Origin of the sequence: Candidatus Cryosericum terrychapinii (assembly GCF_003570925.1) — a bacterium.
Classification (GTDB): domain Bacteria; phylum Caldisericota; class Caldisericia; order Cryosericales; family Cryosericaceae; genus Cryosericum; species Cryosericum terrychapinii.
In genome coordinates this window covers 22327-38661 of record NZ_QXIS01000006.1, presented here as the reverse complement: position 1 = coordinate 38661, position 16335 = coordinate 22327, and the positions used below count along the sequence as shown (strand labels likewise).

Annotated in this window: 11 protein-coding genes; 8 read left to right on the top strand and 3 right to left on the bottom strand. The window is 57.0% G+C overall.

The window, feature by feature from the left end:
• The first annotated feature begins 137 nt into the window (after positions 1-137).
• The 8 genes from SMC7_RS01060 (at position 138) to SMC7_RS01025 (ending at position 10070) form a co-directional block, all read left to right on the top strand.
• Entirely contained in the window at positions 138-2729 is a 2592-nt protein-coding gene (locus SMC7_RS01060; protein WP_119088532.1) for a CHASE4 domain-containing protein, read from the top strand.
• A gap of 178 nt (positions 2730-2907) precedes the next feature.
• Positions 2908-3303, top strand: coding sequence for a hypothetical protein (locus SMC7_RS01055; RefSeq protein ID WP_119088531.1), 396 nt, complete (start codon positions 2908-2910; stop codon positions 3301-3303).
• Between the two features lie 125 nt (positions 3304-3428).
• Positions 3429-4262 carry a hypothetical protein gene (locus SMC7_RS01050; protein WP_119088530.1) on the top strand — a complete coding sequence of 278 codons (834 nt, stop codon included), beginning with the start codon at positions 3429-3431 and terminating at the stop codon, positions 4260-4262.
• 143 nt (positions 4263-4405) lie between these two features.
• Entirely contained in the window at positions 4406-6184 is a 1779-nt protein-coding gene (locus SMC7_RS01045; RefSeq protein WP_119088529.1) for an ATP-binding protein, read from the top strand.
• Between the two features lies 1 nt (position 6185).
• A complete protein-coding gene (gene tcmP, locus SMC7_RS01040) occupies positions 6186-7421 on the top strand; it encodes a three-Cys-motif partner protein TcmP (RefSeq protein ID WP_119088528.1) in 1236 nt (411 codons plus the stop codon).
• Between the two features lie 4 nt (positions 7422-7425).
• The gene (locus SMC7_RS01035; RefSeq protein ID WP_207798677.1) at positions 7426-8286 is read left to right on the top strand and encodes a radical SAM protein; all 861 of its coding nucleotides are present in this window, start codon (positions 7426-7428) and stop codon (positions 8284-8286) included.
• Positions 8287-8434: 148 nt separating this feature from the next.
• Entirely contained in the window at positions 8435-9319 is an 885-nt protein-coding gene (locus SMC7_RS01030) for an AbiJ-NTD4 domain-containing protein (protein ID WP_119088527.1), read from the top strand.
• Positions 9320-9350: 31 nt separating this feature from the next.
• Positions 9351-10070, top strand: a complete 720-nt coding sequence (locus SMC7_RS01025) for a hypothetical protein (protein ID WP_119088526.1) — start codon at positions 9351-9353, stop codon at positions 10068-10070.
• A 787-nt stretch (positions 10071-10857) separates the two neighbouring features.
• On the opposite strand, the gene SMC7_RS01020 is transcribed toward SMC7_RS01025, so the two are convergent.
• The 3 genes from SMC7_RS01020 to SMC7_RS01010 form a co-directional block, all read right to left on the bottom strand.
• Positions 10858-12375, bottom strand: a complete 1518-nt coding sequence (locus SMC7_RS01020; protein WP_119088525.1) for a HEPN domain-containing protein — start codon at positions 12373-12375, stop codon at positions 10858-10860.
• Positions 12368-15520: a type ISP restriction/modification enzyme gene (locus SMC7_RS01015; RefSeq protein WP_119088524.1), complete on the bottom strand. Its 3153-nt coding sequence runs from the start codon at positions 15518-15520 to the stop codon at positions 12368-12370. Before SMC7_RS01015 ends, SMC7_RS01020 begins: the two co-directional genes overlap by 8 nt.
• An 81-nt stretch (positions 15521-15601) precedes the next feature.
• Positions 15602-16330, bottom strand: coding sequence for a nitroreductase family protein (locus SMC7_RS01010; RefSeq protein WP_119088523.1), 729 nt, complete (start codon positions 16328-16330; stop codon positions 15602-15604).
• Positions 16331-16335 lie beyond the last annotated feature (5 nt).

Below are 16335 nucleotides of genomic sequence, written 5' to 3'. Positions count from 1 at the left end.
CACAAGATCTGACCAGCCGGTCTGCCCTTCGGGCAGACCGGCTTTCCTATTGAACGGAAGTCTCCGTGTCGTGGTCGGACAGCAGCTGATTCGGCTCAAGCGTTTGTACGTCGCGCCTTCACTTCTATACTGATCCTGTGAAGCTGCGCACCAGACTGCTCATAGTTACTCTGATTGCTTTGACCGTCTTCGTCGCGGCGTTCTACGTCTTAACTAGTGTGACCATCGACAGAACGTATGCCCGCCTCGACAGTCAGAACGTCGAACGCCAGGTCCTGCGAGCACATTCGTACTTGAGCTACTCTCTTGACACGCTGGGGCGCACCTGCTCCGACTGGGCGTATTGGGATGACACATACCAGTTCGTCGTCGACCGTAACGCCACGTACATAGACTCCAACCTCACTCCCGACAGTCTCACCACTATAGGTGTAGATATCATGGTGTTTCTCGACACAAGCGGCAAGGTCGTCTATGTCGGCTCCGCCAAGACCACAAGCCAGACGCTGGATGACGTTCCACCGGACTTCATCGCGCAGTTCGGACCCGGGACTACGGTGTTGACGCAGGCACTGCGTTCTCCTGGCCTTACTGGCTACACGCTTGTCGGCGGACACGTGGCGTTCGTGGCTGGGCGCCCTATCCTGACAAGTGCAGTGACCGGCCCGGCACGGGGAGTGCTGATCTTCGTGCGATATCTCAATGACGCGTTCTTTGCCAGCATGGCTGAGACGGTCGGCGGCAACGTGACCTTCCAGCCTGCCGATCAAGTCCAGCCAGAAACTGTCGAGTCGCAGGCGCTCGCCCTGCTCGCGGCCGGACAGCCCACCGTTGGTCTGCCAGCAGGAACAGATGACGTCCGCGGATTCACGAAGCTCACTGATCTCTCTGGAAGTACTACTCTCCTCCTCTCGACCACCGCAAAGCGCACTCAGTCTGCCGAGATCGCCCGGCTGAAGAGCATGCTTGTTACAATCACCAGCATGATAGTTGTTCTGCTGTTGGGCCTCGGCCTGCTCGTCCTGAACCGTACCTTCATGAGAAGAATCGCTTCGCTGGGTCGTCAGGTGGCAGACGTCGGACACACCAGCGACCTTGCACTGCGCGTGCGCCTGCCCGGATCGGACGAACTCTCGCAGCTGGCCACGGATGTCAACACAACCCTGGAATCGCTGCAACAGACTCAGCGCGACAAGGACCGGATGGCTGAGGAATTGGAGCGGGATCGGAAACGATTGCATGACTACTTCGATCATGCACACGACCTCATCTTCGCGCTGGATACAAGTGGCAAGGTAACCCTGGTCAACCAGTCCGCATGCTCGGTTCTTGGGTACGAAGAGAAGGACCTGCTTGGTCGCAGTATGCTCGACATCGTCAGCCCGGACAGCCGCGAATTCATGCTCAGGGCCAACGATGAAATCGGAAGCGGGGACAGTGTGGCAAGGACCATCGACGTTCTGACACGTGACGGGAACCGCCGAACCCTCGATCTGAGCGGCCAGCGCCTCTGGTACAACGGACAGCCGACAGGCACTTTCTACATTGCCCGGGACGTCACCGATCGGATTCGCATGGAACACGAGTTGCTGCACAATGAGGCCCTGGCATCGCTGGGCACGCTGGCCGCTGGTATCGCCCACGACTTCAACAACGTTCTGACAGTCGTCAAGGGAAGCATCTCCCTGGCAGACTCGTCTCTGGAGAAACCTGCTGAGTCGCAGCACCACCTGGAGGTTGCGCGCGAAGCAGTGGACCGCGCTCAGGCTCTAGCCGGCCAGTTGTTGACCTTCTCCCGTGGTGGCGCTCCAGTCAAGGAGAACGTCGACGTCGAGTCTATCGTCCAGGAAGTGGCGAGATTCGTCCTCAGCGGCTCGGGTATCGCACTACAAGTGAGCCTCGATGGAATCATACCTGCCGTAGAAGCAGATCGCAACCAGTTGTTTCAGGTGGTGCAGAACATCATCCTGAACGCGCGGGACGCGATGGTATCCGGGGGCACGCTGGACATTGCTCTTCGCTGTCAGACGGTGTCGGAGGAGCATCCCTTCGGCATCGCCGCACCCGGAGACTACGTCGTCATCCGCATAGCAGATAGCGGTTCCGGCATCGCCCCGGAAGATATGAAGCTCCTGTTCGACCCCTTCTTCACGACAAAGCCATCAGGACATGGGGTCGGTCTCTCAACAGCACGGTCCATCGCCAGGCGACACGGGGGAGACCTGCTCATCGAGTCGGTTGCAGACAAGGGAACGATGGTCTGGTTATGCGTACCGGTCGCCCATGGACCTGTGACCCAGACCCAGCTCGCGAAGTCGGAGGGGAAACCTGTCTCTGCCACCGGCCGCCTCCTGGTCATGGATGACGAGCAGACCGTAGCTGACGTAACATGCGCCATGGCCCGGCATCTTGGCTACGAGACGACCGCCGTACCAGACGGGGAAGCCGCACTCACAGCCTATGCGCAAGCAGTGACCGAACAACACCCCTTCGACCTGGTCATCATGGACCTGACGGTCCCTGGCGGCATGGGGGGTCGAGAAGCGGTCCAGAGACTGCACGAACTCTATCCCGATGCTCGCGTCATAGTCTCCAGCGGCTACTCCGACGACGCTTCGATCGCCGAGTACGCCCAGCGCGGCTTCATCGCATCCCTCGCCAAACCCTACACGATGGAGCAACTGGAGCACGTCCTGCGCAAATCATCCAGGCCCCCGCTGAGTTCATAGCAGTCAGAGCCTGCCTTCGTCCAGTCACGTCCGGGCTGGTTTGTCTCCGTTGTTCCCGCGAAGGTGGAAACCCACCCTTCTCCTTGCGGCACCTGAGACCGTACCATACGCGCCCTTCTTGTAACGAGATTGGGAACACGGCATACTGAGACAACTCATTGTGATCCAGGAGGTTTCCATGACACAGAACGTTCTGTTCCACATCATCCTGATGGCCCTGGGCATCGTTGTCCTGCTTGGCGCTGGATTCGTCGGCAAGACAGACAAGGGCGGCAAGAAACTAAGCACGCACAAGGCATTAGCCGGCATCGGCGTGATCCTCGTTCTGGCTGGGGCTATTGGACTGGTCGTAACGAGAGCCCTCATACCGACACTGCCGCACTTCTACATTGCTGTAGTGGCAATCGTCTTCATGCTCCTGACACTGATCGGAGGATTGCTCTATGTGAAAGCCGTCCCGGCGAAGAAGGCGGCCCTGCGCAAGTCACACCGGTTTGATGCGATGATCTTCTTTGGACTGGCCGGACTCGCAGCCATCTTCGGGATCATCACCCTTCTGGCGATGAGAAGGTAGCCCAGCACAAGTGGTTTCATCGTTCGTGGCGTGGTTCAGGGGGGCAGCAGACGACTCGTCCACCTGTACATGACATCAGCTCGCCAGGCACTTGGACCCAAGGGCTCCTGGCCCGGTTGAGTATCGTGACGGTATGCTTTGCCGTCATCTATGGCTGCTTCTTCTTCCTCTGCAAACGGGGTGCCGTCCTGCCTGCGCTGTGCGCCTATACAGCGGACCCCTACGATGCTGTCGGATCCTTCGGGATCCAGCTTGCGGCCATTGTCTGCTTTGTCGCGTTTGTGCGCGCCATGCGCATGCGCCAGTCTGCAAACGATGGGGAGGTGCTGTTCTTTGCCCGCAGTCTTGCCGTCGTGGATCTTACCGTGCTCGCGACGATGGTCTCCGATGTCATCGCAATGTTGCGAACGGTACCGTCATGGGGTCATGCGGTCCTGGGCTGGTCCATATTTGCCGACAACCTCGTGATGGCCGCAGCTTCCGCCATGCTGTGTGCGCTGGCCGCGCGGGCGGGGAGGGCTCCGGCGCCCGGAGTTCACCTCTTGCCCTGGCGCACAACGCTCCTCGTGTGGGTTGTCGTAGCAGGCATGCTGGCTGTGTATCCCAGCACGTGGGAGAGCGGCATGCTCGGAGGAGTCCTGACGGCGCTTGTTGGCATGCTTGCGTTGTTTGCCCTGGTCGCGACGGGCGCGCGGTCACTTCTGGGCTATGCACAGAGTATGGATGCCGGGTATGGCACGACCATCCTGGGATGGCCCGGACGGTCCGTCCCCTGGCGGCGACTGGCGCCCGTCACGTTCGCCTTGCTGGCTGCAGCAGGTTTTGCCACGTGGACTCTGGTTGCCGAGGCAGTACCATCCTCCAGGGTCGTAACGGTGCTGGGTGTCTACGCTCTCCTCGAGTTCTGCGGTGTCCTGACCGGCCATGTCACACTCACTCGGTTCCTCGAGCTGATATGAACTGACTGGAGTCCCTCGCGTCCGTCCACGGTGGACAGACCCCCAGTACGCGGGGTATCGCGCCGCCCTCGTTTGTACATCCTACCGGCTCGTCCGTTTCGGGCTATACTGAACGCATTGACAAACGAACTGGAGGAGTTGGCATGGCTGAAGCAGCACCGATTGGGTTCGTCCTGGGCACCAAGCCCGCATCGTCGCTGGAGTTTTATGTCCTCGTCGACCAGCACAACTACCTGGAGATGGATGATGTCGTCTTCGTGCGGTCGGCCGTCGAGGGGTATGCCGGCGTCGAGGCCGTCACCTTCTATGGCACCGTCATCGAGGTCCAGCAGTACCATGAGGGCATCCAGTTCGACAGCGACACCACCATCGTGCGCCAAGGCATCATGCCCGCAGGCGTCGCCTACGTGGGCAAGGTGCAGGTCACCAAGCTGGAACCCGAGGTCTTTGTCGCCCCGCACCCCGCCGACTTCGTTTACCGCGCCACCGGCGCCGACCTGGACAAGGCGCTCAGCTTCGACGTCATGAAGCAGCGCGTGCCCGTGGGCATCATGCGCAACAAGGAGCCCTTCTACGTCAACTTCGAGTTCCTCAACGGCGCCAAGGGTGCGCACGTCAGCATCAGCGGCGTCAGCGGCGTGGCTACCAAGACGTCGTTCGCCCTTTTCCTCCTGTACTCTATCTTCCACTTCGAGGGCACGAAACAGGGTGACCAGCAGGTGCAGGACGGTATGCCCTTCGCCGACAAGGCCGCCGCACGCAGCATCGTCTTCAACGTCAAGGGCGAGGACATGCTGTTCCTCGACAAACCCAACAAGGGCCTGACCGACGACCACCGCGCCGTCTACGCGAAGATGGGCCTGCCCACCACACCCTTCACCGACCTGCGCTTCTTCACGTCCCCCAAGTCCGACAGCGAGGTCCCCTCACCCAGCACCGAGCAGCGCCAGGAGGGCGTCACCCCCTACGTCTGGACCATGCGGCAGTTTGCGCAGGACCGCCTGCTCCCCTTCCTCTTCGCCGAGGGCGACCAGGAGACGACCAACCTCTACGGCCTCATCCAGCACCTCACCAACCGGCTGGACTACCTGGCCTCCGACCGCAACATGGAGAACGACACCCACAGCGGGGCCCTCGTGTACCAGGGCCAGACCATCGGCGACCTGCACGACCTCATCACCATCCTGGAGACCGACATCATGGGACCGGCCGATTCCGAGGACGAGGGCAAGAAGGGCAAGCGCCCGTCATCCGGCGGCTGGTTCACCTCCTTCGACAACCAGGGCACCCAGCTGGCCTTCCTGCGCCGTCTGCGCGTGGCGGCCGACGCCATGAAGGGCGTGATCCGCAGCGACGTGGACCACCCCGACAAGTACCGCTTCGAGTTCAACCAGCACCGCGTCACCGTGGTGGACATCAGCAAGCTCAAGCCCGTGGCGCAGAAGTTCATCGTGGGCAGCACCCTCAAGATGCTGATGACGCAGAAGGAGGCCCAGGGCCGCAAGCCCTACGTCTTCGTCGTCCTCGACGAGCTCAACAAGTATGCCCCGCGCGAGGGACACAGCCCGATCCAGGACATCCTACTCGACATCGCCGAGCGTGGCCGCTCCCTGGGTGTCATCCTCATCGGTGCCCAGCAGTCCGCCAGCCGGGTCGAGAAGCGCATCACCGGCAACGCCAGCATCCGCGTCAACGGGCGCCTCGACTTTGCCGAGAGCCAGAGCCCCGAGTACGACTACCTGCCCGAGTCCTTCCGCCTGCGCAGCACCATCATCAAGCCCGGCACGATGATCGTGCACCAGCCCGACATCCCCGCCCCCGTCCTCATCAACTTCCCCTTCCCCGCCTGGGCCACCCGTGGTGAAGAGGTCGACGACCAGGACCTGGACAAGGCAGCAAGAGAGTTCGCAGGAAAGTTCTGAGATGCATCGAAAGGCCGAGATTCTGACACCAAGAGTCGAAGGGAAACCTACAATCTGTGTCACAGCAGTCGACGTCTTTGGCTTCGAGAGCGTTGCAGAGCAGGGGTTGGCCACAGTGTCAGTAGTCTGTGAGCCCGACGAGAATCTCAGTTTTCATGTGAACTCTCAGCTCAAACACTACATTCTCCAGGACTATCTCTCGGCTTGGCTGCCCATTATGGGCAGTTTCGCAGACACCCTCACCTATGTGGATTGCTTCGCTGGAACGGGCATATGTGATTTCAACGGAACCCTGGCCGATGGCTCCCCGCTCGTTGCATTACGAACAATCAACCGTTTTCTTCGTGAAGCCCCGCCGACTGTTCGCAGGCCAAGTAAGGTCAATGTCGTGTTCGTTGAGGTCAAACCAGAACGACATGGACAACTTGAAGCTGCAATACACAAGTTTGCCGAAGCTGAGCAGTTGGATAACAGAATTTCCTGTTCCGTGCTGAGAGATGATGCTCAAAGCGCCCTGTCACAGATCCTGCCGCAGACTTCGCCAACGGCCCCAGCATTCTACTTCATCGATCCAAACTATCGACTGCCCGACATGAAACTCATGCGCCAACTCATATCACGCAAGAAGACAGAGGTCTTCGCCAATTTCATGTTCTACGAGATAGTTCGCAATATGGCAAACCCGCTTGACAACGAAAACATGATTGCCCTATTTGGAGACGACCAGTATCAGACAATCGACTTTGGTGCTGGTTCTGATCACTATGCATGGAGCAAGGTAATTGACTTCTATGCCATGAGAACTGGTGCGCAGTACTACATTCCGTTTCAGGTCTGTTTTGGTCCCGACGAAAATGCCCGGCTTCAAGGCAGAATCAAGTATGCGCTCATTCATCTCTCAAATCATTTTACTGCATTTGACAAGATGCTGACCGCCATGCATAAGAACAGTGAACCAGGCAACTCGCTGAGGGTAAGTCTGGGGCCAACACTCTTCCCAACCCTCGACGACAACGAACTGACCAACAGAGTAGAAACCAAGTACCAACGAACAGGCATAAGAATCCCGTTTGATGTGCTCAGAAAAGAGAACTGGCGCTTCTATGCAAGCGAGAAGTCGTGGCGACATTGTCTGAAGGACCTAATGAAGAAGAAGCTCGTTCAGTTTCATCCAGTGTCAAGCAAGAGGCACGGGGCCGTTAGTGGCGATGACATTGTTGAGTTTCTCAAGGAGTAACATCATGCAGACGATCACACGCAAGTCTCTCCTTTACAAGACCGGCGTCGAGTACGGCGACTATACGATCAATCATGTAGAGGGGTGTGCTCACGGATGCAAATACCCTTGCTATGCGATGCTGATGGCTCGCAGATTCGGGCGGATTGCATCTTATGAGGAATGGACACAGCCCAAGCTGGTGAGCAATGCCCTGGAACTGCTGGATGCTGAGTTGCCCCGACTGCAGTCGCGTATCAACTTCGTGCAACTGTGCTTTACAACAGATCCGTTCATGTATGGCTACCCCGAGATCGATGCAATGACACTCCACATCATCGAACGCATCAATCGTGCAGGAATCAAAGTGACGGCACTTACGAAGGGGCTGCTGCCTCATGAGTTGATAGAAACGTCTCACGACAATGAGTTCGGGATCACACTCATATCGCTGGATGAGAATTTCCGCAAGCAGTACGAGCCAGGCGCAGCTCCCTACCTTGATCGCATAGCACATTTACGTTTTCTGCACAACAAGGGCTTCAAGACCTGGGTCAGTATCGAGCCGTATCCAACGCCCAATATCATCACGCAAGATCTGAAGGTCGTCCTGCGTCGTGTTGCTTTTGCAGACAAGATCATCTTCGGACGGCTCAACTACAATCGCCTTGTCACCCAGTATCCTGACTATCTGACGTTTTACGACCAGATGGCTCAACTGGTATCAGATTACTGTGAGAAGCATGGACAGGAGTATCACATCAAGAAGGGCACATGGAGCAATGGACATGCCAAGCGACCGGCGGGCAAAGACGGCGACTCGATCCGCTTGCTTTACAATCGGGTTGATCCACGTGTCGCGGCTGGGCCTCGAGTAGGGGACTAGTCATGCCCGTGAACGGAACGCCAGAACTCAAATACCCTCCTCGCGGCGGGTGGCCCAAGTAAAGAGGCCGACGACCAGGACCTAGACAAACAGGCACGATAGTTCGCGGAGAAGTTCGAGTATTTCGACCTGACCGAGGAGAGCAACTATGACTGACCAACTACCATTTGAGCAGAAGCTCCTATTCACCCAGCGGTATGGCCTCGCTCCTGTTCCCGCTCTGCTGTCTTTCAGCGATGTCTCAAAGGATCTCTGGAACGATCTGTTCAACACCCTGCAGATTGCCTGCTCCAAGGAGGCAGAACAGGGGAACCTAGGTCAGGACATCTGGACGCATTTCCTCCATGAACCACTCGGTAGGATTCCGAGAAGCGATTTCTCGTACAAGGTCTCGACTACAATGGTGATCGAGCATGTCAGATATGACTGGGAGAGCCAGCAACGGGGGTACCTATACTGCCCGCGTCACCGAGTTTATGATCTTGTTGAATTCGTGTATGCAAGCCAACACTCGGACTCCATACGAGAAGCGCTGCAGACAGCAGTCAACCTTGACCTCAAGAGAGACTTCGCCTCAGTTAGTATGATTGACGGCCTCATCGTGCCTATATCGGATGATGAGCAGCGTCACACGCTGGAGATAGCCATGCAGGGACCCCTGCCGGAAGTGTATGCCCAGTTGCACAATGCCTTGGCTTTCTTGGCAGACCGTGAGAAGCCCGCCTATGGGGACTCGATCAAGAATGCCATCAGTGCCGTCGAATCGTTATGCAAGCGTGTTGTCAAGAACCAGAAAGCCACCCTGGGCGATGCACTCAAGGAACTGAAGAAGGCTGGAGTGACAATCCACCCTTCGTTGGAAAGAGCGTTTGGAGAGCTGTATGGCTATACAAGTGATAAGCCGGGTATCCGGCATGCCCTGATGGGATCTGATGATACTGACCAGGAGGACGCAAGGTACATGCTGGTAACCTGTTCAGCTTTCATCAACTATCTCATGGTCAAGGCCGGCAAGGTCAAAATAAGGCTCTGACAGCACATAACGCATTCAGCAGAGACACAGGATGGAAGGAGGAGTTACATGGAAAGTCGAAGCGGCGAAGGCGTTGGACATAGAAATCGTTCAATTACGTCGGGGGCCGCCGCGGGTTCTGGTCGTCGGCTGGGCTGAAACAGATAGGATAGAGCGATACTTGATGACCAAGGAGGACCAGTACATGAGCCATTGTGCAGATAATATCAGCGCACGCGATTCCGAGAACGAGGTCGATTCCAAGGGATTTCCTCTACTCAACCAGTTGCGGCAGCAGAACGCCGAAACTGGGTTTCAGGTAGCCTGTGACAAGACTAATCGGTTGAACCAAGCATTTCAGGCTCTTGAATCAAAGGCGGGAACCCTCGCTGGGTTTCTTGGAGCCATCTTGGCAACCATCTTTGGATTCGTGATCTCCAGGCCAACATCAACACGGCTCGACGGGATAGCTGCAGTCTTCTTGACTGGAATATGTCTGTTCATGGTGAGCCTGCTGTTCCTGACTCTGTGTCTGACCACCCGACGGTGGTCAGACGCCCCAGGTTGGCAACAATTCGACGATACGGATGAATACGGGAGAGACCCTGCGCGATACCGCTGCCAGCAAATCGCCGGCATGGGCAAGTCATGGCAAACCAACAGCTCCACGCTTACTGCAAAGGCAGGGTTGTTCGCACACGCTCTATGGTTCATGTTTGCGGGCATGCTGTGTCTTGCCGCTGCCGCACTATTAGCGATATTCACGCACTAACTTAGGAGGAGAGACAATGATCCTACAACAATGCTCCACGTACTGTGAGAAACAACCACCCTTTCCGGATGACCCAGACAGCATTATCTGGCGACAACCGACACCGACACCTCCACCTAACAGGGATCCTGCCAGACCAAGTGTCCCGCCAGAGACGACAACCGTCCCTGACACTCATCCCACCAAGGGGGCCAAGCCCGTACCAAGCCACCAGAAACTCCACAAGCTGAAATGAGCTGGTCCAGAACCTGAACAACAGCCTTGTTTGTGGTTGACGAAAGCGACGATACTGAGACGACGGCCGCGGAGGATGGAAGTCGAGCGATCTGAAGCCTAGTTCATCGTCCTTGCTTGTCGTAAAGCGTCACTGTCGGCTGGCCACGGATCGGACGATCACCGCGACTCGGTGCATGTCGTCGACTGTCTATGCCAGGCGAGAGACATCCAGAGCGCGAGCAGATGGCGTTTCCTGCCACAAAGAATTGACTGCAAGCTGAATGTACCTATCCGCACGTGACTCCTTCGCAACCTCTCCACGGGGGCGCTTCCCGGCGAGATCCTCGTGATTATGAGGTTGGCGATCTGGACCACCATTCGAGGACAGCTACAAAACCGTTCTCAGAAATCGGCACTGGCCCGAGGGTTCATCGACCACTGTGGGATTGCAGTTCCGGGGCAAGTTTCTCGCATTTGTCGGGCTGCCCCCCGTACCGTGCAGAGTCTCCCCCAGCATGACACGCGTGACCCAAACCAGAATCGCATCAGGTTTCCGATTAGGTGAAAGAAATCATTTACTGGTCGAAGTGTCGTCCGCTTGTCTCGCCTCATTGACGTTCGTCGCGGCGGTTGACGGGTGAAATATATCTTTGACGCCCTGAATGTACTGTCGCTCATTATGACTAAACAGCCTCTCAAGATCGCCCTCAGAGAATCCGATCACTCGCAGGAACGAAATTCGAGCAAGAGCTTCTACCTTATTTGTGAGATCGACCAGTCTGGCATCGAGAACTGCCCCCTTTCTCGCCGCACTATCAAGATGCACCAAGTAATTGCGAGTCCTTACAACATTGTCAACGAACCCCTTTTGGTCATCCAAAGTAGTCTGCAATAATTCTGCATTCTGTCGGGCAATGTTCTTGACTCTGTTCCTCAAATTCGGCTCATTGGCGTATTCCAGATGCAGGTTGTCGTCTATCCATTTTCGGGTTGGAGCTTGAACTGACTCAAGCATGTCTGTTTTGAGTGCTTCAAAGACGTCGACGGGTAAGACAGCGTCGTCGCCTAGCATTCTATCAACGTACTCGAGCGATTGTGCATCATTCAGAAAACGTTGTCCAGTATACAAATGGAAATCGCCTGATTCAGGAACAAGAAGAGGAAGGAGGTGGTCGAATTCATCGTATCGGACAAGAGTTTTCACAAGGGCGTCCAAGGTACTTGACTCTTTCAAGTCGGAATACGTGAAGAATGTGTTTGTATCCGATAAGCCGTCATAAGATAGATCTTGCGGTAATCCGCGATACCACACAGTGATCGGATGGTAGTAAGGTCTTTCTCCGTTATCTGTAGGCATCATTCGCTTCGCTGAATCGCTTTCGCAAGAGAAAGACGAAACGCGGACGGCACTGAGCGTCGCAAGGGAGAAGAAGTTCAGAATCAGGGGTATAAGCCGCGTGACAGACTCGAACAGCGGCTGGTCAGAAAACGCAACTTCGATCTCCGCGCGTGGCGTTACGGATGGCACTTGTGATCGCATTCCACTCATGGAACACAGTGCATTGATGTGAATACTTGCAGCGAAATTCCCATAGTCTCCAAACGGGAGTGTTTGGCGGTATTGTGCCTCCATGAGGAACTTCTCTTGTTGAAATGATGCAGAACAGCAGGCGACATTGCTCCAATCCATGAGGACTGGAAGTGAAACAGAGACGTCCCGAACCCTAAACTCGGCAAGATTGTCTATCTGTGCTCCAAAGAAAGCGTATTGCACGGAGAATACTGGTGACAGTACTTGTGCAGAGAAGCTGTATGGAAGCGTGGAGGTCTGAACTAGTCCTTTCAGTGTACTGGGGGTGCCTTCATTGAGCAGGCCAATGAGGAGAGGTATGGATTCACTGCGGAACGAGAATATAGAACCAAGACTTTCAACGGGGTTGACATCTCGGTCAATCGTCAGCTCCATGCGCCCATCGCCGGTCAGCAACAACGTACCGCGGATTGTCTCGTCTGGGGTCTCAGGAGACCGCCATTTTCCCCTTATGCCGCCAGCTTGGCGAAGCTGATGAAGGATGCCTTCGTCAGACATGAGCTGTCTCTCCTAGCGTCCTTCCGAGGATTCGGTTAATCTGTTCCTGCAGTTTCACAGTATCGGAAAGTGCAGTGGCGATGCGAGAGTAGTGGATGGTGTCGGCGCTGGTGAGGAAGCGACCTTTGCGATCTTTGAGCCATTTGGCGAGGGCTTGGTAACCGCCGATCTGGTAGGTCCAGAGCTCTGGGGTGACGCTGTCGAAGTACTGGGTGGGGTTAATGGCGACGCGCCCACGGTCCGCGTCGTACTCGACCTTGGTGACAGCACTATCGCCCTTGCCGCAGAAGCGGCTGATGGGGTTGTCAAGCTCGGGCGAACGCATCAGGTGCAGGTCAATGAGCTGCTGACCAAGCCCAGCCAACTTGAGGAAGGTGTCACGATCCTTGGTGAACGGGATGCGCGGGAAGTCCGCCTTGAGGAACTCGGCGTAGCGTGTGCGGTAGGCAGGCGAATACAGCACCGCATAGATGTACGCGAACAGGTCTTCGGGTCCCATCGAACCGTGAGCCAAATCGCCGTGGCCATCTGAAGTCATGATGAACCCCAGATCCTTAGCTACATTCGCTGCAACAGCTGGACCCAGGTTAGCGAGACGATGGGTGCCAGTTGCACTGATGTTCTCGATCGCGTCGATGTCGGCAGACAACGATGTATCATAGCAGTACAGAGGAAACAAGTAGTTGATGTCATATGCATCCACAGTCTTGTGTCCAGCTATAGACGAACAAGCGAAAGCTCCCGGTTGTTCCTTGCATTGACGCGGCACTACGAGGGCAGTATTCGGCCGCAGCATGTTTCTCATCACTTCTGCACGTGGCCTACAGATGAACCCACGAGATTGTCCTGTGTAGTAGGTGTACCGGATATCCAGGGGACGGTAGAGGACCGGCACGACATTCTCTAGCTTTGGACCGCTCCGCCGGATGTCGTCCTGTGCAAGTTGTACCTTCCAGTCTTGGGCGTCTTTGCCCAAGTGAAATGCTTCCCGTGCTTCTTCGGGTGGCATGCTGATGAACCTGTTGACCGTCTGCCACACCTGCTCGGGCGTAAACTGGATCGTCAATTCGTCGCGGGCGGTGACAATCCCAACACTTGATACAGGGAAAATCTCGGTCACTTTAGGCCATTGTTCGTATTCTGCCGCCAGTGTGGCATCCTGCGGAACAAAGAGGTACATATCGCCACGCGGTGTCAGCTCCTGCCATGCCGTCTGCGTCATCTGATCATTGCTCAGGACGGTATATTTGGCATCACGGCTGCCCCACAGATCGCTGTACCAGATACCTTTTGGAACACCATTTCGTTTCACTGCAAGAATAATCGCGACTCCCTGCATGATGTCGAATACGTTTTCGTCTTTGCTACCGTCGGGGCACTGCTCCTTCTTGAGCGAATTGCCATGCAGATTGAGGATGTGCAACTGGTCGAAGGATGCCATCAGCGACTGACGCATGCCACGGAACGTCGGGTTGTCCAGGTAGCTGTGGTTGGTGATGAACCCGAGGACGCCCTCACCTGCCTGGTCGATCTTCCACTGCGCAAAGCGGATGAACTTGACGTAGTCGTCTTGTAACCACTTGGGGTTCTTCTCGTCCAGGGGCTTGCCGTCCACCTTCTTGTAGTCGTCGATGAGGGCTGAGATCCACGCGCCCTTGTTGCTGCTGGTGCCCGAGTACGGCGGATTGCCCATGATCACCAGGACCGGCTGAGTGGTCTTCACGGCCTCGGCCATGTGGGATTCGTCCGCCAGGGGCGATAGGCCGGGGATGGGGTTCTGCTCGGCCGTGCTGACGTCCAGCGTATTGGTGAGGTACAGCTTGAAGCGGTCGTCGGTGCTCATGGTGTAGCCCAGTTCAGTGAGCAGGGTGCCCATGCGCAGATGACCGATGGCATACGGGGCCATCATCAGCTCAAAGGCATAGAAGTCGCGCAGCACATGCCCCTTGATCCAGCTGTCCAGACTGCCGTCACCGTACTTGGCCTTGTAGGTCTCGGCAGCCAGGCGCACGGCAGTGGCAGGGAAGGTCATGGTACCCGCTGCAGGATCGAGGACGGTGACGCTGGGGTCGGCCAGGCCGTCGGGCTTGCCAAAGGAGTCGCGCAGGATCTGGTCTACGCTGCGGACGATGTAGCTGACCACGGGCTGAGGCGTGTAGTAGACACCGTGCTGCTTCCTCTTGGCAGGGTCATATTCGCCGAGGAAGGTCTCATAGAAGTCGGCCACCGGGTCACGACCGTTCTTGCCGTAGCCCTTGAACACCGTATCCGTATCGGCAACTGCCAGCACATCCGCGATGTCGTCGATGATGACGCGCAGGCGTTCGGGAGTATCGCCAATGGAGATGTACTTGAACAACTTGCGCAGGATGCCGATGGTCGCCGGGATGCCATTGAGCGCAGTCTCGCGGGTAAAGGTGCCGGTCACGCGCATGCGCGCCGCGAACAGGCCGTAGGTGATGGTCTGTGCGTAGAGGTCGGCAAAAGTATCGCTGGTCAGGTCGGACATGAGGACTTGCTTGAATTCTGCCAGCAGGTTGACGAGTTCGCTGTTAAGCTTGTGGTCCTCATCGTCCACCAGCTGTGCCAGCACCTGCTGCTGCAGGAAGCGCGTGCGATCGGCCAGCGCCACTGCCAGCGTCTGGGCTGTGTAGGCGCGGGGCAGCTGGAAGTCGAAGAAACGTTCCACGAGTTCGCGGAACTGCTCCTCGTGCTGCAAGGGTACCTTCATGCCCGCTTGCAGCGCCTGCAGGGACCCGATGGTCACGGGTTGACCCATCGGCTGTCCAAAGCGGTAGAGGCGGAACTCCAGGAAGTTGGTGACGATGACGTTGGGGAAGGCGGCGCGGTACCGCTTGAGCTGCTCGCTGACTTCGACGTGGTCCAGGTTGGTGACGCCCGGCTCCTTGGCCTCGATGTAGCCGGTGATGTGCTGCTGCCCACTCCAGACACGCATGTCGGGGTTGCCTGCCTCAGTCTGACGAGGGAGGACGGTCAGCGTCGCGTGCGCGCTGCTGAGCTGCGACCCCAGCTCCTCCCAGAGCTGCTTGAGCACGTCATAATATGACTCCTCGCGCGCGTCGCCGCGGTGATACTGCTGCGCGACCGCCCCCAGATACCTTTCCACCGATGCCCTGAACGTCATGATCCCTCCCTGGGTCCACCGAACGTCTCTATGTCAAGCATTGTAGCGCAAAATGAAACAAACTGGACTCCCGCCTGAGGGTTACCGGTCGCTGAAGTTCCTCAGATACTCCGCCACTGACCGGGTCATCTCGGCGCTGAAATCGGACATGTACTTCCGTTTGCAGAGCGCTTCGATGCTCTCCTTGTCGCCCCGCTCGCTGTGCATCCCAAGGAGCTCATCGGCTTCCATTTTCCGGTAGCCGTTCTCATGGACGATATGGCTCTTGCCAAAACGCGCGGGCTTCTTGCGATCAAGCTGCTGTTTTGTCGGATAACCATACACAACCACGGCCGCAGGCATCACGAATTCGGGCAGCGAGAGCAGTGCCCTCACTTGTTCGCAGTTCTCGAGGACGTCGCCGATGTAGCAGGAACCGAGCCCCAGTGACTGGGCGGCCACCACGCTGTTCTGTGCAGCGATGAACGCGTCCGCACAAGCGAGCATCAAGTCGCCAACGGCTGGCTTGCGCACGATAAGTCCGGCCGCCCGGTAGGTCTCGTACCACCGCTGATAATCGGCAAGGAACACGAGAACGAGCGGGGCCTTGGCGATGAAGGGCTGATGGTCGCACAGCACCGACAGTTGATCCTTGACCTTCTGATCGGTCACGTCGATGATCGTATAGAACATCATGTTGCCGGCAGTCGGCGCTTCGAAGGCCGCCGCGATCACCTCGTTCTTGACAGCATCGGGCATGACTTTGTCCTCAAAGACGCGTACCGACTTTCTCTCCCGGAGCTGCCTGATAACCTCGTTTACGTCATTCATGGGTG

Bases quoted from the DNA above. Each gene is read 5' to 3' on its own strand.
- SMC7_RS01030 (WP_119088527.1), top strand. From the start codon at position 8,435: ATGACTGACCAACTACCATTTGAGCAGAAGCTCCTATTCACCCAGCGG.
- SMC7_RS01025 (WP_119088526.1), top strand. From the start codon at position 9,351: ATGGAAGGAGGAGTTACATGGAAAGTCGAAGCGGCGAAGGCGTTGGAC.
- SMC7_RS01010 (WP_119088523.1), bottom strand. From the start codon at position 16,330: ATGAATGACGTAAACGAGGTTATCAGGCAGCTCCGGGAGAGAAAGTCG.
- SMC7_RS01015 (WP_119088524.1), bottom strand. From the start codon at position 15,520: ATGACGTTCAGGGCATCGGTGGAAAGGTATCTGGGGGCGGTCGCGCAG.
- SMC7_RS01020 (WP_119088525.1), bottom strand. From the start codon at position 12,375: ATGTCTGACGAAGGCATCCTTCATCAGCTTCGCCAAGCTGGCGGCATA.
- tcmP (WP_119088528.1), top strand. From the start codon at position 6,186: ATGCATCGAAAGGCCGAGATTCTGACACCAAGAGTCGAAGGGAAACCT.
- SMC7_RS01045 (WP_119088529.1), top strand. From the start codon at position 4,406: ATGGCTGAAGCAGCACCGATTGGGTTCGTCCTGGGCACCAAGCCCGCA.
- SMC7_RS01035 (WP_207798677.1), top strand. From the start codon at position 7,426: ATGCAGACGATCACACGCAAGTCTCTCCTTTACAAGACCGGCGTCGAG.
- SMC7_RS01055 (WP_119088531.1), top strand. From the start codon at position 2,908: ATGACACAGAACGTTCTGTTCCACATCATCCTGATGGCCCTGGGCATC.